The organism is Sphingomonas sp. DMC8 (genome assembly GCF_056314185.1).
In genome coordinates this window covers 551,629-577,967 of sequence record NZ_JBQUYV010000002.1, presented here as the reverse complement: position 1 = coordinate 577,967, position 26,339 = coordinate 551,629, and the positions used below count along the sequence as shown (strand labels likewise).

The 26,339-nt window shown below is 65.5% G+C and carries 19 protein-coding genes and 1 riboswitch; of the genes, 12 read left to right on the top strand and 7 right to left on the bottom strand.

Annotated elements, in window-relative coordinates; translation table 11 throughout:
- The first annotated feature begins 30 nt into the window (after positions 1–30).
- Positions 31–2,919 carry an ATP-binding protein gene (locus ACT53K_RS06700; RefSeq protein WP_476227794.1) on the top strand — a complete coding sequence of 963 codons (2,889 nt, stop codon included), beginning with the start codon at positions 31–33 and terminating at the stop codon, positions 2,917–2,919.
- Here ACT53K_RS06700 and ACT53K_RS06695 read toward each other — a convergent pair.
- Entirely contained in the window at positions 2,804–6,571 is a 3,768-nt protein-coding gene (locus tag ACT53K_RS06695) for a hypothetical protein (RefSeq protein WP_476227793.1), read from the bottom strand. The genes ACT53K_RS06700 and ACT53K_RS06695 overlap by 116 nt on opposite strands.
- A gap of 343 nt (positions 6,572–6,914) precedes the next feature.
- On the opposite strand from ACT53K_RS06695, the gene ACT53K_RS06690 reads away from it, so the two are divergent.
- The 9 genes from ACT53K_RS06690 (at position 6,915) to cobU (ending at position 14,284) form a co-directional block, all read left to right on the top strand.
- Positions 6,915–7,250 carry a hypothetical protein gene (locus ACT53K_RS06690; protein ID WP_476227792.1) on the top strand — a complete coding sequence of 112 codons (336 nt, stop codon included), beginning with the start codon at positions 6,915–6,917 and terminating at the stop codon, positions 7,248–7,250.
- Positions 7,251–7,307: 57 nt separating this feature from the next.
- Positions 7,308–7,499, top strand: a riboswitch (cobalamin riboswitch).
- A gap of 226 nt (positions 7,500–7,725) precedes the next feature.
- The gene (locus tag ACT53K_RS06685; RefSeq protein ID WP_476227991.1) at positions 7,726–8,133 is read left to right on the top strand and encodes a DUF1636 domain-containing protein; all 408 of its coding nucleotides are present in this window, start codon (positions 7,726–7,728) and stop codon (positions 8,131–8,133) included.
- Positions 8,130–9,146 carry a nicotinate-nucleotide--dimethylbenzimidazole phosphoribosyltransferase gene (gene cobT / locus ACT53K_RS06680; protein WP_476227791.1) on the top strand — a complete coding sequence of 339 codons (1,017 nt, stop codon included), beginning with the start codon at positions 8,130–8,132 and terminating at the stop codon, positions 9,144–9,146. The genes ACT53K_RS06685 and cobT overlap by 4 nt, the downstream gene beginning before the upstream one ends.
- Positions 9,143–9,709, top strand: a complete 567-nt coding sequence (locus ACT53K_RS06675) for a histidine phosphatase family protein (protein ID WP_476227790.1) — start codon at positions 9,143–9,145, stop codon at positions 9,707–9,709. The genes cobT and ACT53K_RS06675 overlap by 4 nt, the downstream gene beginning before the upstream one ends.
- Positions 9,706–10,425, top strand: coding sequence for an adenosylcobinamide-GDP ribazoletransferase (gene cobS, locus ACT53K_RS06670; RefSeq protein WP_476227789.1), 720 nt, complete (start codon positions 9,706–9,708; stop codon positions 10,423–10,425). Before ACT53K_RS06675 ends, cobS begins: the two co-directional genes overlap by 4 nt.
- Positions 10,422–11,408, top strand: a complete 987-nt coding sequence (locus ACT53K_RS06665) for an aminotransferase class I/II-fold pyridoxal phosphate-dependent enzyme (RefSeq protein WP_476227788.1) — start codon at positions 10,422–10,424, stop codon at positions 11,406–11,408. Before cobS ends, ACT53K_RS06665 begins: the two co-directional genes overlap by 4 nt.
- Entirely contained in the window at positions 11,401–12,333 is a 933-nt protein-coding gene (cbiB, locus tag ACT53K_RS06660) for an adenosylcobinamide-phosphate synthase CbiB (RefSeq protein ID WP_476227787.1), read from the top strand. Before ACT53K_RS06665 ends, cbiB begins: the two co-directional genes overlap by 8 nt.
- Positions 12,321–13,781 carry a cobyric acid synthase gene (locus ACT53K_RS06655; RefSeq protein ID WP_476227786.1) on the top strand — a complete coding sequence of 487 codons (1,461 nt, stop codon included), beginning with the start codon at positions 12,321–12,323 and terminating at the stop codon, positions 13,779–13,781. Before cbiB ends, ACT53K_RS06655 begins: the two co-directional genes overlap by 13 nt.
- Positions 13,778–14,284, top strand: coding sequence for a bifunctional adenosylcobinamide kinase/adenosylcobinamide-phosphate guanylyltransferase (gene cobU / locus ACT53K_RS06650; RefSeq protein WP_476227785.1), 507 nt, complete (start codon positions 13,778–13,780; stop codon positions 14,282–14,284). Before ACT53K_RS06655 ends, cobU begins: the two co-directional genes overlap by 4 nt.
- 19 nt (positions 14,285–14,303) lie before the next feature.
- Here the strand turns inward: cobU and ACT53K_RS06645 are convergent, their stop codons facing one another.
- Positions 14,304–17,330: a TonB-dependent receptor domain-containing protein gene (locus tag ACT53K_RS06645; RefSeq protein ID WP_476227784.1), complete on the bottom strand. Its 3,027-nt coding sequence runs from the start codon at positions 17,328–17,330 to the stop codon at positions 14,304–14,306.
- A gap of 302 nt (positions 17,331–17,632) precedes the next feature.
- Between ACT53K_RS06645 and ACT53K_RS06640 the strand changes: the two genes are divergently transcribed.
- Positions 17,633–19,105 (top strand): MFS transporter, encoded by a 1,473-nt coding sequence (locus ACT53K_RS06640; protein WP_476227783.1) that lies wholly within the window; start codon positions 17,633–17,635, stop codon positions 19,103–19,105.
- Entirely contained in the window at positions 19,102–20,109 is a 1,008-nt protein-coding gene (locus ACT53K_RS06635; RefSeq protein ID WP_476227782.1) for a serine hydrolase domain-containing protein, read from the top strand. The genes ACT53K_RS06640 and ACT53K_RS06635 overlap by 4 nt, the downstream gene beginning before the upstream one ends.
- A 7-nt stretch (positions 20,110–20,116) precedes the next feature.
- On the opposite strand, the gene dacB is transcribed toward ACT53K_RS06635, so the two are convergent.
- From dacB to dgcN, 5 genes are read right to left on the bottom strand one after another with little or no spacing between them, the layout of a single operon-like run.
- Positions 20,117–21,544, bottom strand: coding sequence for a D-alanyl-D-alanine carboxypeptidase/D-alanyl-D-alanine endopeptidase (dacB, locus tag ACT53K_RS06630; RefSeq protein WP_476227781.1), 1,428 nt, complete (start codon positions 21,542–21,544; stop codon positions 20,117–20,119).
- A complete protein-coding gene (locus tag ACT53K_RS06625) occupies positions 21,541–22,785 on the bottom strand; it encodes a dicarboxylate/amino acid:cation symporter (protein WP_476227990.1) in 1,245 nt (414 codons plus the stop codon). The genes dacB and ACT53K_RS06625 overlap by 4 nt, the downstream gene beginning before the upstream one ends.
- A 5-nt stretch (positions 22,786–22,790) precedes the next feature.
- Positions 22,791–24,353: an N-acyl-D-amino-acid deacylase family protein gene (locus ACT53K_RS06620; protein ID WP_476227780.1), complete on the bottom strand. Its 1,563-nt coding sequence runs from the start codon at positions 24,351–24,353 to the stop codon at positions 22,791–22,793.
- The gene (gene dgcA / locus ACT53K_RS06615) at positions 24,350–25,339 is read right to left on the bottom strand and encodes an N-acetyl-D-Glu racemase DgcA (protein WP_476227779.1); all 990 of its coding nucleotides are present in this window, start codon (positions 25,337–25,339) and stop codon (positions 24,350–24,352) included. Before dgcA ends, ACT53K_RS06620 begins: the two co-directional genes overlap by 4 nt.
- Positions 25,323–26,333, bottom strand: coding sequence for an N-acetyltransferase DgcN (dgcN, locus tag ACT53K_RS06610; RefSeq protein ID WP_476227778.1), 1,011 nt, complete (start codon positions 26,331–26,333; stop codon positions 25,323–25,325). Before dgcN ends, dgcA begins: the two co-directional genes overlap by 17 nt.
- Positions 26,334–26,339 lie beyond the last annotated feature (6 nt).

The following is a 26,339-nucleotide window of genomic DNA, read 5'->3' as shown; positions in this document are numbered from 1 at the left end:
TCCAGGGCTGTCTTCGCACAGCCAGTGCCTATGACTGCCGCTTCCGGATCAGCCGGAAAGCCCGCTGCGACACGGCGGTATCTCGCCATTCTCTTTGCCGATCTGTCGGGATCGACGGAACTCGCCGACAGGCTGGAAGCGGAGGAATATGGCGAGATCATTGGCGCCCTGCGGGAATGCTACGAACAGATCGTCGCACGACACGACGGTGCCGTCGCTCAGGTCAGTGGTGACGGCATGCTCGCCATCTTCGGTCATACCGGGACGCGCGAGGACGACGCCATTCGCGCGGTGGACACGGCGCTCGATCTGCATGACGCAGTGCGGGAAATGGATGGCCCCTGGCGCCGCGCCGGCATATCGCTGCGGCTGCATTCGGGCGTTCATTCAGGGCTGGTGCTGTTGCGGCAGGGTGACGAGCTGGGCGGCCGCTTCGAATTGCCCGGCGCCGCCACAAATATTGCTGCCCGACTGTGTGACGCTGCCGGGCCGGACGAAATTCTGGTCAGCGATGCTGGATTGGGCCCTGAACGGCATCGGTTCGATTTCCAGCGGCGCGCGCTGAGTATCAAGGGTAGAAAGACCCCGCTGCCTGCCCTGCTCGTGTCGGGCCGCTCCTCGGCGCACAGCCGTTATGCCGCCAGCGTGCGAAGTGGGCTGACGCCGTTCGTCGGTCGTTTGGCAGAGCGGTTGCGAGTCGAGGAAGCTTTTGCGCGGGCGCGGGCGAGCAATGCGGCTGTCGTGCTGGCGCTTGCCGGTCCGGCCGGAGTGGGCAAGACCCGGCTGGCCGACGAGTTCGTGCGGGAGGCAGGCGGAGGGGGCTACACCGCGCTGCGCGGAATATGCGAGATCGACGCGCCTCCCTTGCAGCCCTTCCAACAAATCGCGCGGGCGGCAACCACATTATTGCCGCTCCCGATTGATGGCGTTGTGGAGCCCATCCTTGCAGCGGCGAAAATGCGCCCAGCCATCCTGTTTATCGACGACTGGCATCTGGCCGACGATGCCAGCCGCGAAATGCTCGCGGCGATCTCCAGCAAGGCCGCCTTGTCGCTGCTGATCCTGCTGACGGTCCGCACGCCGGCCCCGCCCATTCCCGGCGACACGGTCGAATTGGCGCCGCTGGAGCGGGCGGAAGCTGACCGGGTAGTGCAGTCACTGGCACCGGCAGCAAACCCGATGCTGGTAACTGCCGTGCGCCAGGCATCGGGCGGCAATCCGCTGTTCATTGAGGAGCTTTGCCACTCAATCGACGCGGGCCGGTTCGAGGCTAGCCCCAGTCCGGCAAGTGCCTGGATCGATACGCTGATCGGTTCGCGTTATGCCCGGCTGCCGGCGCCGGAGGCCGCTCTGTTGCGCGCCGCGTCGGTGATCGGCACGGTCGTCCCCCACCCGCTCCTGTCGCGGGTTACGGGGCTGGCGGCGGATAGTGCGTTGCTCGAACGTCTGGCGGACCAGGACTTTCTGTTTCCCGGCGACGCAGCCGATACGCTGCGCTTCAAGCACGGCATCACGCGCGAGGCAGTGTATAACGCCATTGGCCTGCATGAACGACGCGATCTGCACTTGCGGATCGCGCGGACGATCCGGGAGGCGGCGGCTGAACAGGGCGAGGAGGAGCCGGTCGAGGCACTCGCCCAGCACTACGGCCAGGGCGGTGACGATCTCGCGACGGCCGATTATGCAGAACGGGCCGGAGACCGGGCGCTTGCGCTGTCCGCGCTCGACCGGGCGCAGGCACATTACCAGGCCGCGCTGTCTGCGCTCGACCGGCTACCGCCTACACCCGAACATGCCATGCGCTGGAGCCGGGTTGCCCAACGATACGGGCGCGCGGGCGTGTTCGACCCTTCACCCGAACAGCTTGCTGTCTTCCGCCGCGCGGTCGATCGGGCAGCGGAACGCGGCGATACGGCGGCCGGGGCATGGGCACTCTATTGGCTGGGGTTCATCCATTATGGCCTGGGCGACCTGGCCAGGGCGATCACACTGACCGAACAGGCGCTCGCTGCAGCGCTCGCAACCCAGGATCATGCCTTTGCCAGCCAAGTGCGCGCCTCTCTGGGACAGGCACGCACTGCGGCAAGCGACTATGTGGAAGGCATGGCGCTGCTCGACGAATCGATCGCCGCGCGTCGCGCCTCAGGAAACGGGCGAGGCTCGTCTGCGCTGGCCTATGCTTTGTCGTGCAAGGCTTTCGCGCTGGGGGATCTTACACGCTTTGAAGAAGCACACGCGCATTTCGACGCGGCGACGGCTGCAGCACGCGGAGCACCGAGCGAAATACAGATATCGATCCTTACGCAGCGCGCGGCAGTTTGCCTGTGGCAATATCGCTTTGAGGAAGCGACGACCCATGCGAAGGCCGCCGCCCAGCTTTCGGAGCGGATTGGCATCCGCTATTCGCTGGCGATGAGCCGCGCGATGCTTGCTTATGCGCGCTGGTCCACAGACAGCGACTTTGACCCCGTCCCGATTCTTTTGGACTCGCTCGGCTGGCTGGCCGGCAATGGACGCAACCAGTTCCTGTCGCTTGGCTATGGCTGGCTGGCAGAAGTACAGGCGATCGCCGGCGACGTCTCCGGGGCGCGGCGGCACGCCGCAGGTGCGCTGCGACGCGCGCAGCGCCACGACCATCTTGGCGAAGCGATGGCGCTTCGAGCGCTTGCACGGCTAGCGGAGCCGGGCGGCATTCGCCGCCCGGCCGACCATTATCTCGACCGTGCCGAGGCCGTCGCGCATGCACGCGGCGCCCGGCACGATGTAGCGGTGACGCAGTTGCTCCGCGCCACCCTCACCCCCGTCAACCAGCGTGCGCCGGGCAGCCTGGCGGCGGCGCTGGCTGCGCTGCGGGCGCTGGATATTGATCCGACGGCGTCGGTGCGGTTGTCGCCGACGGCACCACTACCGGATCAGTGAGCTTTATCAGTAGCGGTGCCGGTAGCGCCTCAATCCGCCCTGCTTCGAGCAAACCGCTCACCATGCCGAGCATTGTCCCCATCGCCGCCTTGTAGGCCGGGCAGGCGTGGAGCGGGAAAGGATCCGTAGCGCGATCGGCGGTGCGTTTGCCGCCAAAGATGGGGCCGATGTCTAGCACACCGTTCGCCGCGTCCTCAGACATTGCCGAGATGATACTGATGAACACCCGCTCGCCCTTGCGCACGGGCACGCCGCCCAGTTGGTGATCGGCCAGTGCGGTACGCCACAGCATGTCGGGCGACGGACGCTTCTGCATCGTCCGCGCAAACGGTTCCCACAGAGCCGCTTTGGCGCGAGCATAGGGTGAAGGGTCCGTTTGTGCGAGCAGTGCGTCCTGCACCCGCCACAATGTTTTTTCCTCCAGCCAGTCGTAAAAGGCCCAGCGCAGGCTGCCATCGGCGGGCGGCAGGAAGCCGGTCATCACGCCGATCAGCGTCCGCGCCAGTTCGTCGTCGTCGGGGAACATTTCCGCCATCGCCTTTGCGAGGCGCGCCTGCGGCACTTTGCCGAGCCGGCGCAGCGCCTGGAAATGCTCGCGTACCGCCGCCCGCAGTCCCTGCCCGTGCGCCTGGCCATAGGCCTGCACCCGCGGGTGGGGATCGGGATAGAAGCAATAGCGCGAAGGGGCCATGTAATCGCCGGGACAATGCGGCAACCGCTCGCCCGGACCGCTGCCGATCGGCTGCCAGCCCCAGCCGGCGGCATCGACATAGGTACGGTCGACCCGATCGAGCGCGTGTTCGTTGAACTGCGGGATCGGGAATCCGTCGGGGATGCCGAACCAGGCATTGCACACGCCCGCGAGGATGCGGTTGATGAAGTCGCGGCGCAGGTCGATTTCCACCCCGCCCTCGAACGCGCCATGCATTTCCTGGCGGACAAAGCCCAGCCACTGGTCGGTTAGCGCGCGTGAGACGGTGAACGCTTCTTCCTCACTGATCGCGAAGATTGCCGCATTCGTGTGATCCGCCTTCTCATGATAAAGCGGGCTTTCATCCATGCCGAGGAAGATTTCGCCGAACGAAGCGCGCATGCGCTCCATCTGGCCACACATCGAATAGACGCCGTCCGGGTCGTTATAGACCTGCATCACCAGTTCGCGATTGGCAGCCAGCACCACTTCCTCCTGGGGATTGCCATCCTCGGCCATGCCATAGGGCACGCGCAGCACGCCGCCATGGTCGGCACGGATTGCCGCCCACAGGCCGCGCGCCTCATCTTTTTCGCCCGGATCCTTGGCGGCGAAATCCTCGATCTCGATTTTCCAGGCGCGACCGGCCGCGATGCGCTCGTCGGGGGTGCCTTGCGCCCATGCCAACAGTTGCTGGACCTTGGGCCGCGCCTCGTCCGCCGCTGCGGCCTCTACGGCCGCCATGCGCGCGCCCTCATCGGCATAGCCCGGCATTTCGGCGATATGGCGGATCGCCTTCATCGACGGAACGAACAGATAGGCGCCCCATTGCAACCGCACGAAGGTCTCGGGCGTCACGCGCCGCACCTGGCCGTCTTCCAGGAACCGGAAAACGGAGGTCCCCTCGGCCGGTGGCACGCCCATCAGCGGATCGTTCTGCCACGACGCGACGCCGCTGGAATTGCCACCGTTGATCCAGCGCTGGATCGTCTCATATTGCTCGGACAGATTGGCATTGTAGCACATGAACATGATCCCGCGTTCGGCGGCGGGATCGTCGTCATAGAGCGGGCCATAGCTCATGCCGCGGCGCAGGATACGCGGGGTCGGCAGGTTGCTGGCATCCTGTGCCTTCAGGCGGGGATTGGTGCGGCGGATATGCGCCTGGAACGGGCAGCGTTCACCCTGCGGGTCATCGGCGTAATCGAAGCTGTTGGCACGGGCGCCAGCGTGCGGCGCAGCCAGCGGCGTACCATCGGGGTAGCGGCCCATCATTTTGCCGAGCAATTCCCATTCGGACGAAGCATTGCCGGCGGCGACTTCGTCCGCGACGAACTTGCGCAGCGCCGCCACATCCTGATGCAGCTTGCGCACCACCAGGAAAGTGCCGTTGTCGAGAATTGGGTTCGCGGGCGGCGCACCGTCAGTCCGGCTGTTGCCATAGCCCCAGAACAGGTCGCCGAGCGGCAGTGCGTGCGAATCCGCAGCGGCAGAAGTCGCAAAGTGCGGCTGACTGATACCGTCGGCGAAGCCGAAATGCTCGTTTCCGGTGCCCAGGCTGGTTCGCGACATCGGCTCGACCGACAGCAGCCGCACGCCGTTTGCCGCACCCAGATCGGCGATCTGCACGATTTCGGCGTGGAGCGGATGATGGGTATCGCCCACCCGATATTCGCCGCGATGGCGATGGGTGGTGCGCAGTTGCACGACGATATCGACTTCGTTCAACTCGACCACCGGCGCGCCTGCTGCGGGCACGCCGCTGGGCCAGTTGCGGGCCGGCAGCCGCCAGCGCCGCGGATGGTGTTCGCGCAGATCGCCGAGCAGGCCGGCACGATCCTCCATCCCTTCGCGGAATTCTTGCGGAAACTGCGCCAGATCTTCCGCCGCGATGCCGATATTGACGATGCCGTGGCGGGTAAAAGCAAGGTTGAGAAACGCCCCGCCCGCTTCCATCCCTGCTTCGGCATCGGCTTCGCTGCACACCGGCAGCGTGCCGACGAACCGCCGTGCAGCGACGGGATCGGTGATCCGCATCAAGAGCAATGCGCCATGCTGCACCGGGTGATGGTTGCGGCCATAGTTATGAATGATGCCGCCCTGGACATCGGCGGATTGATAGGTCAGCCGCTGCGGCTTGGGTGCCGTCTGGTCGGGCGCGCCCGGCTGCGCAAGCCATTGCAACTGCTCGGCCACAGCCAGCTTGTGGACCGGCGCAAGCGCATCGACATTCCAACCCTTCAGCAGATGCTGGGCGGCCCAGAGCAGATAGCGGCCGTCGCCCTCCCGATGGTCCGGGGGATAAACATCGGTCAGCCGATAGAGCGCAACCAGCGCCTCTACACCAATCCGGTCGCTTTCCAGCTTGGTAGCCGGGTCTTCGCGCAGACGCTTGGCGGCTAGCTCGGGATCCTCGATGGTAACGGTCGCCGGGTTCACCCCGGCCTGCGCCTCGCGCTCCAGCCGCTCGATATGCAGCGCATATTGCATATCGTCGATGCTGTTGCCGTTTGCGGAGAAGAAGAAATTGCTGTCGACTTGGCTCTGGCGCACCCATGCGAGATAGTCCGGAAAGCCATGCTCGGTGGCCGTGACATAGCCTTCGCAGTTACAAAAGATCAGGTCGAGCAACGGACCCAGCGGATTCCAGATCAGCCGCATATAGGGCTCGAGCGGGCGATCGAAGGTGGCACCCAACAACAACCGTTTCGGCTCTGTATCCAGGATGGCGATACGATAATCGAGCAGGGAGTGGATGCGTGCCGAGGTATCCACAAAGGGTTGCCGGGCGGAATGTTCGCGCGCAGTCGCACGAAGCTTGAACAACCCCTTGAGCACCATGCGCAGTCGCGATTCGAACGTAACGCTTTCGAACGCATCGACAAATCCCTGCCGGATCGGCGCAGTGAGCGTAAGATCGCTTACGGACTCAAGGTGTTTGCTGCTGATCATCTTGTGCATCGTACATCCCCCTCTTTGCGCAACGCGGCCACCACGCGATCCCGGCGAGAAGCTGCATCAAGGGAGTGGAAAATGTCTGTGGGTTTTCGCACGAGCGGTCACGACGCCCCCGTTCACATGTGCGAAAAATCACATTGAGACTGTGGCCTTGGCCACTGTTGCCGCCTTCAAACTGCGGCATGGAAAGCCTTGAGCAGCAGGGAAATTCGTTATGGTTATGCACGCCACACGCGATAATCGAAACGAAACGGTCCTGCCGCGCAAGCGGGTGCCGCGGGTGCGTAGCTGGCGGACGAACGAGACTACCGACCGGCGTATTGCTGCGCACCTTGAGGAAGCCACCATGTCCACGCCACGGCATCTCATCGACGCGCTGGAGTCGCTGTCCAGTGCCGTCATCGAGGCAACGGGAAGCTGGGCATTTCTCGCTTCCGAGCGCATCCAGCTCGTTGACGCCGCCCATAAGGCGGCGTGGTTGCTCGTGCGCGTCAACCGGAACGAAGGGTTGATCGCGCGCCACCCCGATCTCGCCGATGTCATCGCCAGCACCTATGCTGCCACCCACGCGCTGCATGGTGTCCGTCGGCTGGGACAAGGATCGGAAGCGCTGACCGACCTGTTGACGTTGTTGGTCCGGGTGGACGACCTGTTGCCCGTCAGCGCGCAGATCTATCAGTAAAGCCCCCCGGCTACAGCTCGTTCTGCCTCCGGCTTGATCGGCGGCTCCAAACCCCTTAACCCGTCACACGCGACCGGTTCCCCGAGAGGGGATTAAAAGGGAACGGGGTTCAAGACCCCGGCTGCCCCTGCAACTGTGAGCGGCGAGCCGTTCGGCCATATGCCATTGGGCGTTTCGATGCCCGAGAAGGCGGCCGGACTGAGGCATGGACCCGCAAGCCAGGAGACCTGCCGTTCGCGGTCGTTCCTCGGGCGGACAGGGTGCGCCGACCGGGCGGGGATTTCCTCGAGCGACGACAGCAAGGCTCGCGCGGCGTGGCGCGGGGCGCTGGCGCGCGTGATCGTGTTTCAGGCTGCTCCCGTCCAACGCCGCACGTGCATCGTGATGGCTCGGGAGTGGTTTTGATGGTTCGAGTTCGTGTTTTCATGTCGCATGCGGGCGCAGCGTTCAGCTGCGCGAGGGCGTCGCGATGACGATGCTGCGGCCCGTTGCCGATGGCGTCGCCATCGTTGCGTGCAGTACCTGCCGTCATGGCGCGGAACTGCGAGAGGATGCCGAAGGCGTACGCGGTGGCGCACGGCTTGCGGAAGCACTGGAGTCGCTGACGGCGGGAGACGAACGCTATAGCGGCATCGCAGTACATCGCATGCCCTGCCTGTTCGCGTGCGCCGAGCATTGCACGGTGCATCTGCGCGGTCCGGGGAGGATGGGCTATGTGCTCGGACGCTTTGCGCCGCAGAGCGATGATGCCCGCGCGATCCTCGATTTCGCGGCCGAATATGCCGCCAGCGAAGACGGGTGCGTCCCCTATGCGCGATGGCCGCAGGGCGTGCGAGGGCACTTCCTTGTCCGCACCCCGCCCGCCGGAATGCTTCCCGAATGAGCGGCTTTCCCAGCGTTGCAGCCTTTGAAGCCGTGCTGTCAGCGCTCCCCCATGCCGATATGCACGCCGCGGAGAAAGCGCGGGCGCGGCAGGCGCAGCTTACCAAGCCTGCGGGATCGCTCGGGCGGCTCGAGGAGATCGCACTGTTCCTCGCCGGATGGCAGGGTCGGCCCATTCCGCGCATCGAACGCGCGGAGGCGATTGTCTTCGCCGGTAATCACGGCATCGCCGCGCAAGGCGTCAGCGCCTTCCCGGCGGAAGTGACCGCACAAATGGTCGCCAATTTCGAGGCTGGCGGCGCAGCGATCAATGCGCTGGCGGATGCAGCCGATGTGGCGCTGAAGGTCGTCCCGATCGACATCGACCGCCCCACTGCCGATTTCACCATGGCTCCCGCGATGGACGAAGCGGAATGCCTCGCGGCCCTGTCGATCGGCGCACAGGCCGTCGATCCTGCCCTCGACCTGCTGCTTCTGGGTGAAATGGGCATCGCCAATTCGGCAAGTGCGGCCGCACTATGCCAGCGCAGCTTTGGCGGCGAGCCAGCGGACTGGGTTGGGCCGGGCACCGGCGTACACGGCCCCGCGCTCGAGGCGAAGCGGATGGCGGTCGCCCGCGCCATTACCCACCATGCCCGAGCCCCGCACAGCGCATTCGAGACGATGCGGCGCGTTGGCGGTCGCGAAATCGCGGCCATCGCCGGGGCGGTGCTCGCAGCACGGCAATATGGCATTCCCGTGCTGCTGGACGGATATATCTGCTGCGCGGCGCTGGCTCCACTAGCGGCAGCGGCGCCGGACATCACGGCCCACTGCATCGCCAGCCATTGTTCGGCGGAACCCGGACATGGCTTGCTGCTCGAACGGCTTGGGCTGGATCCACTGCTGCGCCTCGACATGCGCCTGGGCGAAGCCAGCGGCGCAGCCGTCGCGGCACTGCTCCTGCGCGCGGCAGTGAAGGTGCACGCCGAGATGGCAACCTTCGCCGAGGCAGGAGTGGCCGGCGCAGCATGAGCAGTGTACTGGTACACCTGTTACGGCATGGAGCAACCGAGGTGGACGGGCGGCTGATCGGCCGAACGGACGCCATGCCATCCCCCGAAGGCGTGCAATCCTGTCTGGCGCGCGCGATGCGGCTCGAGGTCGACAGCGTCCATTGCTCCACCTTGGCGCGGGCGCGCGCCCCCGCTCTCGCGCTTGCCGCCGCCTTCGACCGGCCACTGCACGAAGATGCCCGGTGGTGCGAGCTGGATTTCGGTGTGTGGGACGGCATGGCACTCGATGCCATCGATCCCGACGCGCTGGCGCGCTTTCGTCGCGACCCTTGTGGTACTCCGCCCCCGGGAGGCGAAAGCTGGTCCGCATTGGTTGCCCGCGTCGGTGCGGCGCTAGCAATGCTGCGGGGAACCGCGTTGGTGGTCGCCCACGGCGGGACGATGCGCGCCGCGCTTGCCGCGGCGTGCCGGATCGATTTCCCTTCGCTCTGGGCGTTCCACCTGCCCCATGCCGCGTTGCTGACCATAAGATTATGGCCTGGGCATCCCGGGGGCGGCGAAATTATTGGGCTAGTGGCGTGAAGCGCTTCCTTGTCGCCCTGCAGTTTCTGACGCGCCTGCCGCTGCCGCAAGTCCACGCCGACGCTGCCGATTTCGCAGCGTCGATACGGTGGTTTCCGCTTGTCGGCGGCGTGATCGGCGCTGTGATGACCGCACCAGCGCTGCTGTTTGCACCCGTAGATGGTTGGGTCGCCGCCCTGGCGGCTCTGCTCCTGTGGGTCGGCATCACGGGCGCGCTCCATCTCGACGGGCTTGCCGACATCGCCGATGCTGCCGGCGCCGCGCACAAGGGCCGCGAACGCATCGCCGCAGTGCTCGCCGATCCCCATGTCGGCAGTTTCGGCCTTGTCGCCGTTGTGCTGCAGCTGCTCGCCAAGCTCGTACTGTTGCATGCAGTGCTGACCGGCGGCGGCAGGTGGTACATCGCTCTGATCCCTGCCGCCGCACGGATGGGTCCGCTTGTCTGGGCGCGCTGGCTGCCGCCCTTGCATCAAGGGCTTGGCATGCGCTTCTGCGGCGCGGTCAGGCTGGATACGATCGGCTTCTGGGCCATCCTGTTGCTGCTGACCTTTGCCATATTGCCAGAACTGGCGCTCGCGCCGCTGCTGTTCTTCCTGTGGGGACGTTGGCTCTGCCGGACGATCGGCGGTATCTCCGGCGATGGCCATGGTGCCGGAATCGAGCTGGTTGAGACCGGCCTGCTCGCCGCCACTTTCGCTGGTCAGCTGTTGCGATGAGCGATGCGCTGACGCTACATGGTGGCGATATAGACGCAGCCATTGCCCGGTATGGCGGAGAGCGGGCCGACTGGCTCGATCTTTCGACAGGGATAAATCCCACGCCCTGGCCGGGCGCCGCGGCGGTTCCGATCGACTGGCAGACCCTCCCCACTCCCGCCGCCATCACGGCGCTCGAAGCGGCGGCAGCTGCGCATTTCGGGATCGACGCTGCGTATGTCTGCGCTTTACCCGGCAGCGAACTGGGTATGCGGTTGCTGGGGCGTGTGCTCGGCGGTGCCGCCTTCCATCCGGCCGACGGTTATCGCACCCATAGAGAGATGTTTCCTTCAAGCGCCCCAATCGAAGCGGGTGCGATAACGCGCTTGGGCGCGGCGACGCTCGTGCTCGCCAACCCTGCCAATCCTACGGGAACCATCCTTCCCCGGCCCGCGCTGGCCCAGATGGTGAATGGGCGGCTGGCAGGTGGCGGCTGGCTGGTGGTGGACGAAGCCTTTGGGGATGCTGTGCCTGGCGCTAGCATCGCCACGCTGGTCGCGAATGGTCGCCCGCTCGCGCTGTTCCGATCTTTCGGCAAATTCTTCGGGCTGGCGGGCTTACGCCTGGGCTTCCTGCTGGCCCCCGAGCCGCTTCTGACCAAAATGCGTGCAGCACTCGGCAGCTGGCCGCTTTCCGCCGCTGCGGTTGCGATCGGCGCCGCCGCGTATCGGGACCGTGCATGGATCGCGACGATGGCGGCCGAGCTGCCAGAGAGGGCCCGGCGGCTGGACGCATTGCTCGCTCGCCATGGCCTAACGCCTCGCGGCGGCTGCCCGCTGTTTCGGCTGCTGGAGACCGAGCGCGCGCCAGACCTTTTCGCCCAACTCGCCCGGCATCACATTCTCACCCGGCCCTTCGCTGCAAATCCGATTTGGCTGCGATTGGGCGTGCCGGCGGATGCGGCGGCGCTGCACCGGCTGGATAGGGCGCTAACCGATGGTTGAACCGGTCGGATTGGCAGCACTCGCGCTCGATGCTGCGTTCGGTTGGCCGGGATGGTTGTATCGCCGGATTGGCCATCCGGTCGGCGCATTCGCGCGGATCATCACCGCGTGCGAGGCGCGATGGAATTGTGCGACGCGCAGCGACACCATGCGCCGCTTGGCGGGGGTTGCGACCGTCCTCCTCTTGCTTGTGGTGGCCGCAGCGCCCGCGGTAGCAGTCGACGCACTTGCTGCCAGGGCGCGATATGGCTGGATGCTGGTGGCGCTTGCCGCTTTTCCGGGGCTCGCCCAGCGAAGTCTCCATGTCCATGTCGAAGCGGTGGCCGCGGCGCTGGAGCGAAGCGATATTGAAGCTGCGCAGAAGCATGTTGGCCATATCGTCGGACGCGACACGGCCCGGCTTACACCCAGCGGCATTGCACGTGCGGCGATCGAGAGCCTTGCGGAAAGCTTTTGCGACGGCGTCGTCGCGCCGCTTTTCTGGCTTCTGGTGGCGGGGCTTCCCGGCATCTGGGCCTATAAGGCGATAAACACCGCCGACAGCCTGATCGGCCATCGCGAGGCGCGCTGGCGTGCCTTTGGCTGGGCGGCAGCGCGAACCGACGATGCGATGAACTGGATTCCCGCGCGAATATCTGCAGTACTAATCTGTCTGGCGGGCGCTGGCGGCTGGCGCGTCCTTTGGCGCGATAAGCGGCTGCATGCTTCGCCCAACGCCGGCTGGCCCGAAGCCGCGATGTCAGGCGCGCTGGATGTTCGACTGGCAGGGCCAGTTCATTATGACGGCGTGCTGCATCAAAAGCCCTGGATTGGTGACGGTACCAGCACGGCCGATGCTGCGGACATCCGCCGGGGGGTGAGGCTGTACCGCGCGGCATGTGTGATGCTCTGGTTCATCGCGGGAGGACTTGCATGGCTGCACTGATGTTGCAGGGTACCGGCTCCGACGTCGGCAAGTCGGTGCTGGTGGCGGGACTGTGTCGCGCCTTTGCCAATCGCGGTCTCCGAGTGCGGCCGTTCAAGCCGCAGAATATGTCCAACAATGCTGCCGTCACGGAAGACGGGGGCGAGATCGGACGCGCCCAGGCATTGCAGGCGCTCGCCTGCCGGGTTGCGCCGCACGCAGATATGAACCCGGTGCTGTTGAAGCCACAGGCCGACCAGGCATCACAGCTAATCGTCGGCGGCAAGGTGCGTGGCACGCTCCATGCGGGCAATTTCCGGGAAGCGCGCGGAACCCTGTTGCCGGAAGTACTCGCTGCGTATGCCCGCCTCTCCGGCGAATGCGATCTGGTGGTGGTGGAAGGCGCCGGCTCGCCCGCGGAAATCAACCTGCGCGCCGGCGACATTGCCAATATGGGCTTCGCCCGTGCCGCCGGGGTTCCGGTGGTGTTGGTGGGCGACATCGATCGGGGTGGCGTGATCGCCGCTATTGTCGGCACGCGCGCGGTGCTCGATCCGGACGACGCAGCGATGATCCGCGGCTTCGTGATCAACAAGTTTCGCGGCGACCCAGCGCTGTTCGATGATGGCTATCGCGCGATTGAGCAGCATTCGGGATGGACGGGCTTTGGCGTCGTCCCATGGCTTAGTGACGCGGCACGGTTGCCCAGCGAGGATGCCGTGGTGCTCGAACGCAGCGCGGCCGCTACCGGCGGACGCACGCTGATCGCCTGCCCGATGCTGCCGCGCATCGCCAATTTCGACGATCTCGATCCCCTGAAGCTCGAACCCGGCGTGGCATTGGTTATGGTCCCGCCGGGCCAACCGCTTCCCGCCGACGCGGCTTTGGTGATCCTGCCTGGGTCGAAGGCGACGATCGCCGATCTGGCGGCGATGCGCGAACAGGGTTGGGACATCGACCTGCTCGCACATCACCGGCGGGGCGGCGCGATGCTGGGCATTTGCGGCGGATACCAGATGCTCGGCCGCAGCATCGCGGATCCGTCTGGCATCGAGGGGCCACCCGGTAGCGTCCTCGGCCTGGGGTTGCTCGCAGTCGATACCGTCCTCAAATCCGAAAAGGCACTGCGACCGGTCCGAGCGCGCGCCTTTGGTGCGACGTTCGAGGGTTATGAGATGCATATGGGCGAAACCCTTGGCCCCGACACGGCCACGCCTTTTGCCGAAACCACGGACGGGCGCGCCGACGGCGCCGTCGGCCATGGTGGATACGTGATGGGCACCTATCTCCACGGCCTGTTCGCGAGCAGCGCGCTGCGCAAGGCTGTGCTTGAGCGTATCGGTGTCGCGTCCACAGGCGCAGACTATCGCGCCTCGGTTGACGCAGCGCTGGACGGAATCGCAGCGACGCTGGAAACACATCTGGACATCCCAGCATTGCTGGCGCTGGGGAAGGAGGCGCGGGCATGACGCGATTGCTGGTGCTGGGCGGTGCGCGATCGGGCAAGAGCCGGTACGCGCAGGCACGCGCCGAGGCCCTCTCCGGGGCGCTCCGCTACATCGCGACCGCGCAGCCGCTCGACACGGAAATGGCGGATCGCATCGCCCATCATCAGCGCGATCGGGGCAGCCGCTGGCAGACGATCGAGGCGCCGCTCGATCTGGCGACCGCCGTCGCAGCCCACACGGCGCCCGAGACTATCTTGCTGGTTGATTGTCTGACTCTTTGGACGTCCAACCTGATGTCCGCCGCGCGAGACATCGAGGCCGAAACGCATGGCCTCGTCAGCGCCCTTACTGCGGCGACGGGGTCGGTCATCCTCGTCGCGAACGAAGTCGGGCTGGGTATCGTGCCCGACAACGCCCTCGCTCGCCAATTCCGGGATGCCGCCGGCCGGATCAACCAGGCCATTGCTGCGGCGGCCGATGAAGTTCAGTTTGTAGCGGCCGGCCTGCCGCTGCGGCTGAAATAGCCGCGCGGCAGGCGAGGCCTCAGAACTTCACCTGGGCGGACAACGTGAACGACCGCCCACGCGGATCGGCGACGCGCGGCTCCCACGAACTGCCGGCGCCGCTATTGCCGTCATAGGTGATCGCAAAGGGTGGATCGGTGTCGAACAGGTTCCGGACGCCCGCCGTGATCGTGTAGTGCGGCGCCAGTCCCTTGTACGTTACCGACAAGTTATAGATCACATAGTCGCTGACATACTGGTTATAGTCGGGCCGCGTTACGGTGCCTGCCGCAATGCCCGGCAATGCCTGGTTCTTGTACCCCGAGCGGAAAATCTGCGACAGCGATACCGCTACCTTGTCGTTCGACCAGCTGACAAACGCGTTATGTTTCCAGCGGTTTCCGATGTCGCCGGCGGTCGTATAAACGCCGATCAGGCTTGGCCCATAGGCCGCATTCGGCGTCAGCTTCTCGCGCTTCTTGAGAAGCAGCGTGCCATCCAGACCCGTGGTGAACTGGCCGTTGAGCAAGTTGAAACCTGCCCGTGCGGTGAACTCGATACCCTGCGTACGTCGCGAGCCGGCATTTACCCAGCGATCATCGATCGTCACGATCTCGTTGGTCGACGGATCGCGGATGAAGTTCTGCGGGAACAGCGAGGCGTTCTGGATCAGCTGCGTCAGCGTCAGCAGCTGGATGGTGTTGTCGACCGAAATCGACCACCAATCAACGGAAAGGCTGACATTACGGATCGGCTGCAGAACGCCTCCCACGCTGAATTGCTTCGCCGTTTCCGGCCCCAGCTTCAGGTTGCCGCCGGTCCAGATATTCGGCCGGATCAGCACGCATTTCGGGTCCGTAGCACTTGCAACGCCGCTAGGGCAGCGGATCGGGTCGACCAGGTCGCTGCCTGAATAGGGGCTTTCCGTGACACCGTTGAAGATCTGGTTGAAGCTCGGAACACGAAAACCGGTGTTATACGATCCCCGGAACATGATCTGTCGGATCGGCGTGAATTTGAACGACACCTTCGGGTTGGTCGTCGATCCGAAACCGGAATAGTCGTCCACGCGCACGGCACCCGTCAATTCAAGTTCCGGCAGCAGCGGTACAGATACTTCCGCATAGGCTGCTTTCACGTTCCGGGTTGCGTGCTGCAATGCATTCACATTGTCGAACGCCGCAAGGAAGATAACGGGCGCCGTCGCGGCAGCCGCCGCCGATCCGTTGAAGGTGTAGGTTTCGCGACGATAGTCGACGCCGGCAGCAACCTGCACTTCGCCGCCTGGAAGACGGAAGAGCGGCCCGGAGACCGATCCGTCGAACTGTCGTACCTCATAGCGACCACCATAGAGAGTGGTGCCGGCCGCGGAGATGGCATTGAGCCCGCTTATCGCCTGCGGCGTCTGTGCAATCGTGAACGGATTGAGGATGCCGCTGTTGAGCAGCCCGAACAAGCCGGGCGCGCTTGCCCCCGGCGCCGTTGGCGCCGACGGATCGGGCGCGCCGTTTGCCAACGTGCCGCGATAATAATAGCCCGAGCCCAGCACCGACGTGACATCGCTGCGCGCATAGGAGGCACCGGCGCGATAGTCCCAGTTCTTGAACAGCGGGCCTTCCGCCGCCAGCGCCGCGCGGAACGTCTTCGACTCCGTCTTGTACTCGCGATTGCCGCAAGCCACGCAACGCCAGCGATAGGCGATCGGCTTGCCGTAATTTGCCTGGATGCCGGCATTGGGGAATGCCGTGATCAGCGCGTTGTACAGCTGGTTGTAGGTCGCCGCCGTCAGCGAATTGAGCGGATAGGCGAGCGGGAGATTGCTGGTGTTGCCAGACACCTGCGCGTTGGAAAAGCTCTTTGCCGAATTGGCATCGGAGCCCGTCAGTTCGATCGAAACCTCGTGCAAGCCGCCGATGCGGGCCACCCCACGGGCATAATAGGTCAGCGTCTCAATCGGCTGCTGGATCACGGCTGCGCGGCCGGTGTCCCATGCACAGGCATATTGCGTGGTCGGCGCATTCCACAGCTGGGCATCATAGGCCATGCCGCCGTCCATGGTGCCGCAACCGGCGCCACCCGGCAGGTTAAGGGTATTGATGCCGCCCGACGCCTTGGCGCCATTTGCGCCCAGGCCCGGCAGCACCGTGGCACCGCTCGTCCCGCCGAGCAGCGTGCCGTTCGGGAAACCGCCTGCCGCGCTCGGGTTCAGCGGGAACATCGTCGCGATTGGCGTGCCGCGGGTGTCGATCGACAGGCCGCGATTGGGCTGGTTGCCGTTCACGAAATCGCGTTGGGAGCCCCGCAGGATCTCGTTCCAGCTATAGGAAACGGCACCCATGATGTTGAAGCCGTCATTGGAAAGATCGCCAAAGCCGGTCGTCCCCGACACGCGGTAGATGTTGCCGCCGCCATGCTGGGTGATGTCGTTGAAGCCATCGACCTCCAGACCTTTGAAGTCCTTCTTGGTGATGAAGTTAATCACACCGCCGATCGCGTCGGTGCCGTAGATAGCGGAGGCGCCGTCCTTCAGCACTTCGACGCGCTCGATCGCCGCGAACGGGATCTGGTTGACGTCGACCGCCGAACCTGAAAGCCCATGTGCCGCCACGCGCCGGCCGTTCAGCAGCACCAGCGTCGATGCACTCCCCTGCCCGCGCAGGTTCGCGGCAGAGAGGCCGTTGGTGCCGCGCTGCGCACCCGTGGTCACATCCGCGTTGGAGGCGAGATTGTCAGCACCCGAACCATTGCTGCTGAGGAACATGATCAGCTGCTCCGGGCTGGAAATGCCGTTTCGCTGGATTTCCTGCGAAGTAACGATCTGCAGCGGCAACGCCGAGCGGTTTGGATCCTGTTTGATCCGCGAACCGGTTACCAGCACTTCATTCGGGTCGGTGCGCAGGTCCTGATTTTGGTCCGATACCGGCAGCGCCGCGCCGGTCGGCGTTACGGCTTCCTGCGTCGTATCGTCCTTGGACTGCGCCTGTGCCGCCGTGGGCAGCGCGAAGCCTAGCGTGGTGATTGCGGTGCCTGAAATCAGCATGAGCTTGAAAGAACGTGCAGCGACCATTTTGCCCCCTCTGCACGCTCTCCCAATGCGTGCGGCGGCATTAAGTAACAATAATGTTGCGGCGCGCCATAGTTTGTGTTGCAGATTCCATAACGGTTGGGCATCGCCTGTGACGGAATTCGGCGGAAGCGTGCCGTTTCTGCATCATTTGCAGTCAGTCGGGGCATTGACGTAGCGCAACCTGCAGGCAAGCGTTGACCGATCATAAACCGTCTCCGGGCCGCCCCACCTTGTCCTCCTCCTCGACCGCTGACCCCGCTATTGGCCCCGCTTCAGCGGTCGCACGACCAGCCTGGGGTAAAATGGCGCTCTATCTGGTGCTGGGCTTTTCGGCCGGGCTGCCCTTCTACATGTTCTCCACCGTGCTTGCGGCGCGGCTGACCGAACATGGCGTTACGCTGGGGATCATCGGGTTTTTCGCCTGGGTCCAGCTGATCCCGACCTTCAAATTCCTGTGGGCGCCGTTGCTGGAGCGGTTCGACATTCCCGGCTTCTCTCGCTTTTGGGGAAAAAGGCGGAGCTGGATCCTGCTGTCGCAGCTCGGCATCTTCACGGCGATGCTCGCCATGGCGGCGACGGCGGGCGATGCCAGCTTGCCGCTGACGGCATTGTTTGCGGTGCTGCTCGCTTTCTGGACGACGACGCTCGAGATCGCCGCCGATGGTTGGCGCATCGAACTTGCCCCCACAGAGGCGGAACAGGGGCCGCTCGCCGCCGCGAATCTCTGGGGTTATCGGGCATCGATGGTTGCTGCTGCAAGCGGCGCCCTGCTGATCGCCGACATTCCCGCGCTCGGCTGGCCGGCGGCCTATTTCGCGATCGCCATCGGGGCATTCCTGCCCTTCCCCATTCTCTGCGCCACCGCGCCGGATAGCGCCCGAGGCAGCGGCCGGTTGGTCGCGTTGCTAACCGGGTTGCTGGCCAGCGCAATGATCCTGGGCACGTCTCTCGCTGTCGCGGCAGGTCTCGGCTGGCTGCTCCTCGCTGCAGCTGCGCATGCCGGCATGAGCGGGGACACCGACATCAAATATTACGTCTTCGTTCTCGCGATGCTGCCCTTTTTGCTGATGGCAGCGGCATTGCCCTGGATCGTTCGCGCAGGGCCGGAGTCGCGCATGCGGCAATCGGCGGCGATCGGGCCCTATGTCGATTTCTTCTGGCGTTATCGTTACGCCGCGATCGGGCTTTTAGCCTTTGTCTCGGTCTATCGCATGGGCGATGTGCTTGCGCTCAATATGTCGAAGCCGATGGTCCTCGGCCTCGGCTATTCCAAAACAGAGATCGGTCAGGCGGATGGCTTGGTGGCGCTGGTTTCAAGCATCCTGGGGGTCGGCGTCGGGGGCTGGATGGTCACGCGCTGGCGCAACGGTATCACGCTGAGCATTGGCGCAGTGTTCGCGGCGCTCGGCAATTTCGGCTTTGTCTGGCTTGCCCATCAGACACGCAGCGAAGCCGCGCTCTATGTCGCAACCGCCGCCGACCAGTTCGGCAACGGCATGGCAGGCGCGGTGTTCGTCGTCTGGCTGTCGATGCTGGTCAACCCGCGCTACCCCGGCGCGCAATATGCGTTCCTGTCGGGCTTTGCCTTTCTGCTTTCGCGCCTGATCTCAGGCGCGGGCGGACAGGTGGTGCAGCAGATCGACCGGATGGGCTATCACGGGTTCGATCTGTTCTTCTTTACCTCCGGCGTCGTCAGCCTTGCGGCGATCGCCTTCCTTCCTTTCCTCGCCGGGGTCCGCGCACGACCCGATGACCGCCCGGAGATGGCGCCATGATCGAACAGGCCTTCGCACCCGCCCGTGCTGCGGTCGATGCTCGCCGCATTCCGGGTGCGGCGCTGGGCGTTGTCAGCGTTGACGGACGCCGCTTCGTGACGCATCGCGGCATGGCGGCGCTGGTTCCGGAACCCGAACAGCTGACGCGCGACCACTGGTTCGACCTGGCTTCGGTATCCAAGGTGATCGCGACTACCACGATCATCCTCGCGCTCGCGGACCAGGGCAGGATCGACCTCGACGCACCACTGACCAGCGCAATTCCGGACCTGCGCCAATATGACGTCGCCCATGCCTATGAGCGCAAACTGACGTTCCGCGATTGCCTTGCGCATCGCTCGCTGCTGCCGGCGGTGGAGCCGATCTATACCTATAACGGCGATCCGGCCCGGCTGCGTGCCTTTGTACTGCAGCGGGAATGGAAGCTGATCACGGAACCAGTCTATTCGGATATCAACTTCATCCTGCTCGGCATTGCCATCGAGAGGATCACTGGCGCCCCGATCGGTGCCTGGCCGATCGGCAAGGGCCTGCGCTACGGGCCGATCACCGATGCGCATGTCGTCTCGACCGAGCATTGCCGCTGGCGCGACCGGGTGTTGCGGGGCGAAGTCCATGACGAGAACTGTTTCGCGATGGGTGGCCAAACCGGCCATGCCGGGCTGTTCGGCACGGTGGATGGCGTGCTCGATTTCGCCCTCGGCCTGCTGAACGGCAGCGGCGCGAGCCCGGCCGCGCTTTCGGCGATCCGCACGCGCCAGCAGGGCCACCGGACCTGCGGCTGGGAACGCAAGTTCGACGGCTGGTCGGGGGGGCAGGCCTGTTCAGACGAAACGATCGGCCATACCGGCTTCACCGGCACCGGTCTGTGGATCGATTTCGGACGCGGCATCGCCTGGACGCTGCTTACAAACCGAGTGCATCCGAGCCGCCACTCCGACAGCGGGATCTTCACGCTGCGCCCTGCGACGGGGGATGCGGTCGCGGCGGCCTGGACAGCGTAGCGCTGCCCTACTCCGCTGCTGCGATCACCTCGAGTGCCGCGTCCATCGCTCGGGTGGCCGACACGCCTTCGGGCACATCATTGGCATAGACAGCGAAAGTCAGCGTCCGGCCGCTCGCCGCCAGCATATAGCCGGCCAGCCCGTTGGTGGCATTGAGTGAGCCGGTCTTGGCGAATATCCGCCCTTCCAGCGCCGTTCCCTTGAAGCGACGGGCCAGTGTGCCGTCGACCCCGCCCACCGGAAAGCTCGCCCGCCATGCTGTCCCCCAGGACTGCGCGGCGCCCCAGCGCAGCAGCGCCACCGCGCCACGCGGCGTGATGCGGTTATAGGTCGACATGCCCGACCCGTCGTAGAAACTATAGGCCCAGCGCGGTAATCCTGCTTGCCCCAGCAGCGTGGAGACCACCGCCTGCCCGTCAGCTACCGATCCGCTGCCCTGCCGCGCGCTCACCCGGCGCAGCAGCAGCTCGGCATGGAGGTTCTGGCTGACCTTGTTGGTATGGATCAGGTCTTCGGCGAGCGGCGACGGCGTCAGCCGGGCGAGTGGCGGCGAATCGGCGGGGCGCACCACCGGCGCGTCGCCGCGAAGCCTCGGATCGTCATTGGGGCCGAGCGGGCGATGCCGCACCCGCACCGTACCTTCAGCCGTCACGCCGCGCGCCGCCAGCATCGCCTTGAACCGCCACGCGGCATAATCGGCGGGATCGTCTATACCGGTCACCAGGGTCACCGGCGCACCACCCGCGGCGATCGAGCCGGTGATGCGCAACCGCCGTTGCAGCGGCAGACGGTCATAGCCGAGGCCCGTCGCACCGGTAGCGGCGCTCGTCGCTCGGTTGTCGATCGTGATGTAGCCCGGCGCCTCGATACGCGGGGGCGTGCCTGCGGCGCCCGGCGTCACGCGGATCACCAGTTCGTTATCGTCCAACGTCAGTGCGGAAATGCCCGTGCCGGAGCGGGTGGGGATGTTGTTCCAGCTCATGCCTGAACTCCAGCGCTCGTCGGGAAAGGCGGTATCGTCACCGATCACGTCGCGCACACGCCGCGTCTTTGCGGCCACCGCATCGGCCAGCGTCGCGAGGCAATCGGTCTTGCAATCCTCCGCACTCGAAAGTCGCGCGTCGCCGTGCCCGGCCAGCACCACGTCACGCCCCTCGATCCGCACCGATGCACCACCCTCGGTATCGGGCGCATCAACCGGCAGCGTGGCATAGGCGGCGGCGGTGGTGAACATCTTCGTGTTCGAGGCAGGAATGAAGCGCTGATCGGGGTTGATCGCGACGATCTCGCGCCCCTGATCGTCCACCACGACCATGCCGAAGCGCAGTCCCGGGCCTGCCTCTTCCAGCTTGGTTTCCACCCGCTGTTGAAGGTCCGACTGGGCCTGGGCGGGCAGCGCGACGCACAGCGCAACAAGCAGCAGCGAGTTTCTCATGCGCGATCGGCTCCGCGATAGACGGTTTCGTCGAGTTCCCCCTCCAGCCGCGCGACGCAGGTCGCGACCGCCAGATTTGCCGAGGCGCTGGGTACGGTGCGCGTCATGTCGAGCAGCCGGTCGAACGGCAACACAAATCCCACCACCAGCGCGGTCTGCTCGGGCGCTACCCCCACAGCCGACAGCACTGCCGCCAGCATGAACAACGAGGCGGACGGCACCGGCGCGGTGCCGAATGCGGCAAGCGCGCCCGTCAGCAGCACCAGCCCATACACTTGCGGCGTCAGCGGTACGCCGAACGCCTGCAACGCGAACATGCTCAGCAGCCCGACATACATTGCCGTTCCATCCTTGCCGATGCTTGCGCCGAGCGGCAACACGGTGGAAAAGACCGGGCGGCCCAGCCCCAGATTGTCCTCCGCAACCCGCATCGCCACCGGCAATGTCGCTGAGCTGGAGGCAGTGGAAAAGGCGACCACCAGCGCATCGACGATAGCCCGGAAGAAGGGCAGCACCGGCAGGCGCGCGACCAGCCGCAGCAACAGGCTGTGAACCACCAGCATCTGGATCAGCGAGCCCAGCACGACCGCCAGTGCGAGCCAGCCGACATGCACGAACATCGCCGCGCCGTTCGCGGCAACGGCATTGGCGATCAGCGCGAACACCCCGAACGGCGTCGCCTCCATCACGATACCGACGATGCGCAGCAACACCGCCGACAGCGACTGCAGCAACACCGCAAACGGCTTGCCCGCCTCGCCCGCGACCACCGTGCCGCAGCCGGTAAGGATCGCAACGAAGATCAACGCGAGCATGTCGCCCCTGGCGAGCGCGTCAACGACGTTGAGGGGGATAATGCCAATCAGTTGGTCATAGGGCGTGACCGGCTTGCCCATCGCGTGCGGTGCGGCCGTGCCGAGCGGCGCGCCAAGGCCCGGCTGTACCAGCATTGCGACCAGCATTCCCACTGATACGGCGAGGGCCGTGGTAAGTGCGAACAAACCGACCGTGCGTCCCCCGAGACCGCCCAGCCGCTTCGGATCGGCAAGCGCGGTGATGCCCGCAGCGATCGTGACGAGAACGATCGGTGCGACCAGCATCCGGATCGCGCGGACGAACAGGTCGCCCAAGAACATCAGTTTCGGCGCAGCAGCAGGCCAAAGAATTCCGAACGCCAGGCCAAGCACCAGCGCGGCGAGGACACGCTGCCAAAGAGGGACGGTCAACCAGCGGCGGAGCAACGCCCTCACCCGCACGTACCGGCTCTGGGAGCATGCGGCAGCGCCCGCCCGCCGGCGTTGCCGGTTATCCCCCCCCCGTCGACCGCGACCACGCCATTGACCAGCACGGTCCGAACCCCGGCGGCGAGCAGCTTCGGTTCCTCGTACGTTGCGCGCGAAGCATAGCTTTTGGGATCGAACACCACGACATCCGCAAACGCTCCCGCGCGCAGATGCCCCCGATCCGTCAGCCCGAACCAGTCCGCCGGGAGCGCACTGCTCCGGTCGATGAAAGCCCGCAGCGACAACACCTTATCCGCCACGACATATTTGGCGTATTTCCGTGCGAACGTGCCATAGACGCGGGGATGCCCGCCTGAGGCATCGGAACCCGTCATCACCCAGGGCTGCGCCATGAAGGCGGCGATGTCGGCTTCGCTCTGGTTAAATGACACCACACTAGGGTCGGCGATGCGAATTACTGCGATCGCGGCGTCCACCGCATCCTTGCCCATTGCCTTCGCCACCGCCGCCAGCGTCTGGTTGCGATACTTGCCCTCGACGATCAGCAGCTTGTCCGCCCCGCCGCGCTTGCGCAGATTTTCGACGATCCCCGCGCGCAGCTTTGCCGCCAGAGCGGCATCATCGAAACGCTGGAGCAGTGCTGGCCGCCCGCCATCCTGCGCCCAGAGCGGCATCAGCGATGCGACCAGGCTCGTCCCGCTGGCGGACCAGGGATATTGGTCCGCCGTAACATCCTGACCGGAGGCCCGGGCGGCATTCACTTTGGCGATGATCGTTGGGGCCATGCCCTGCACATCGACGCCGAGCGCCTTGATATGGCTGATATGCACCGGCAGATGCGCCTCGCGTCCGATCTGCAGCAATTCGTCGATCGCTGCCGCCAGGCCGACGGTATAGCTGCTCTCGTCGCGGATGTGGCTGTCATAGACGCCGCCGCGCTTCCCCGCCTCTTCGGCCAGCGCCACCACTTCGTCGGTTTTGGAAAAGCTTTGCGGCGCATAGAACAGCCCGGTCGAAAGCCCCAGTGCGCCATGGCACATGGCATCGGCCACCAGCGCCTTCTCGCGCGTCAGTTCCTCGGGCGTCGGCGCCCGGTTGGCTTCGCCGATCACTTTCTCCCGCACGGCCCCGAAGCCGACATAGACGGCATAGTTGATACCCACCGGGCGGCTCGCCGCACTGCCCAGCACGCGCGCGACATTGGGGTCACCGCCGCCGTCGTTGCCGATAAAGGCCGTAGTCACGCCCTGCATCAGAAAGGCGGGGATCAGCCGGACCGTCGGGTCGGGCGAGGCAAGGTCGTCGCCCATATGGGTGTGCGGATCGATAAAGCCCGGCGCGACGATCATGCCGCGCGCATCCACGGTCCGTCTGGCCCGCACTGTCAGGTGCGGCCCAACCGCAACGATCCGGTCGCCGCGAACCGCGACGTCGCCGATAAAGGGCGTGCCGGCGCCAGGATACACGTTGCCCCCTTGGATCAGCAGGTCCACCTGTTCCGGCGCCGTGGCGGGCGCGGCGCCCAGCCCCAGCAGCGCCACACCCGACAGCAACGCGATCTTCATGCCGATCCCCAGAAATCCGATTGCGGCGGCAACAGATAGCCTTCCGCATCATGCACCCCGCCGGGTCGATCCTCGGCAAGCCAGAGCGGCCCGTCAAGATCGACGAAATCGCTGCGCCGCGCGATGTGCAGCGCTGCGACGATCGACAGCGACGTGGAGATCATGCAGCCGGTCATCAGCCCCAATCCCCGCGCCCGCGCTGCATCGGCAAGTTCCAGCGCTGCGGTCAGCCCGCCGGTCTTGTCCAGCTTGATGTTGACATGGCTGTAGCGCCCGACAATCCGGTCGAGATCGGCAGCGACATGCACGGCCTCGTCAGCGCAGATCGGCACCGCGCTGGTAAATCCTGCCAGCCATGCATCGGCATCGGCGGCAACCGGCTGTTCGAGCAAGGCGACACCGCATTCCACCAGCACCGGTTCCAGCGCGCGGAGCAGCCTTTCGTCCCAGCTCTCATTAGGGTCGACGATCAGCCGGGCATCGGGTGCGGCGCTCCGTACCGCGCGGATCTGTAAGTCGGGGATGGTCGCATCGACCTTCACCTTGATCAGTGGCGCGGCCGCCACAGCCCGCGCCGCAGCCGCCATGGCAATGGGCGTATCGATGCCAATGGTAAGCGCGCTGGCCATCGCGCGGGGCTCAGGCGCGCCAATCACCTGCGCAACCGAACTGTTGCGAACACGCGCTTCGAGATCCCAGAGTGCACAATCGACTGCATTGCGCGCGGCACCCGGCGCCATCAGTACCAGGACGTCGTCGCGCGTTGCACCCGCCTCCAGCGCGGGACGGGCCGCAGCGATAGCCGCCAGAGCGGTCTCGACGCTTTCGCCATAGCGCGGATAGGGCACCCCTTCACCCCGGCCGGTCACGCCATCGGCGGTGATCCGCACCGTGACGACATCGGCTACCGTCTTTTCCCCCCGCGAAATGCGGAAGGGGCGGCTGAGCGGAAACCGCTCATGGACAGCCTCAACCGTGCGACGCATTGAGCAGTTCGTCGAGGATTGCGTCCACACCGAAGGCCATCGGGTCGGTGCAGGGCAGACGCAGCCGCTCGGCCGTTTCGGCGCAGAGCCGCTCGGCGGCATCGCGGGACAGCCGCGAGGTGTTGAGCGCGATGCCTACCGCGCGCACCTCCGGGCTGGTGAGCCGCGCCATTTCCAGATTCAGCGCAAGGCATGCGGCAAGGTCGGGCAGCGGCCGCCCTTCGATACCGCGCATCGATTGCCGCACCGGATCATGGCACAGCACGATCGCTTCGGGCTGCGCGCCGTGGAGCAGGCCCAGTGAAACACCGGCATAGGATGGATGGAACAGCGACCCCTGCCCCTCGATCACATCCCATCCGCCATCGTCGCGGGCCGGCGCAAGCTGCTCGACCGCGCCGGAGATGAAATCCGCTACGACGGCGTCGATCGGCACGCCGTCGCCCGCAATCAGAATGCCGGTCTGCCCGGTCGCGCGGAAATCGGCCTTGGCGCCGCGCGCCTGCAATCCGCTGGTCAGCGCTATGGTGGTGTACATCTTGCCCACCGAACAATCGGTGCCGACCGTCAGCAGGCGCCGCCCCGCGCGCGGTTTTCCGCTGCCGACGGGAAGCGCAGCCGGCGGTTCGCGCACATCGAACAATTGCAGCCCCAGTTCCGCAGCCAGCGCGGCAAGGCGGGGGATGTCGCGGAGGCGGTGGTGGAGACCTGCGGCAACGTTCATGCCGGCCTCTAGAGCGGCGGCGGCGTCGGCGATGAGGGCGTCGTCCATTACCCCCCCCGAATTGGCGATTCCGAGCACCATCGTCCGCGCGCCGCGCGCTGCCCCCTCGGCGATCGACAGCCGTGCCAGCCCGAGCGTGAGCGGGCAATCGTCGTGGCGAAATTCGCCGACGCAGTCGCCGGGCCGGAACTCGGCGAGACCGCGCGAGGTCTTGATGCCGGCAAAGTCGGTGCTGTGGCCGAGATAGAGAAGGAACGGAGCGGGGATCATGCCGGC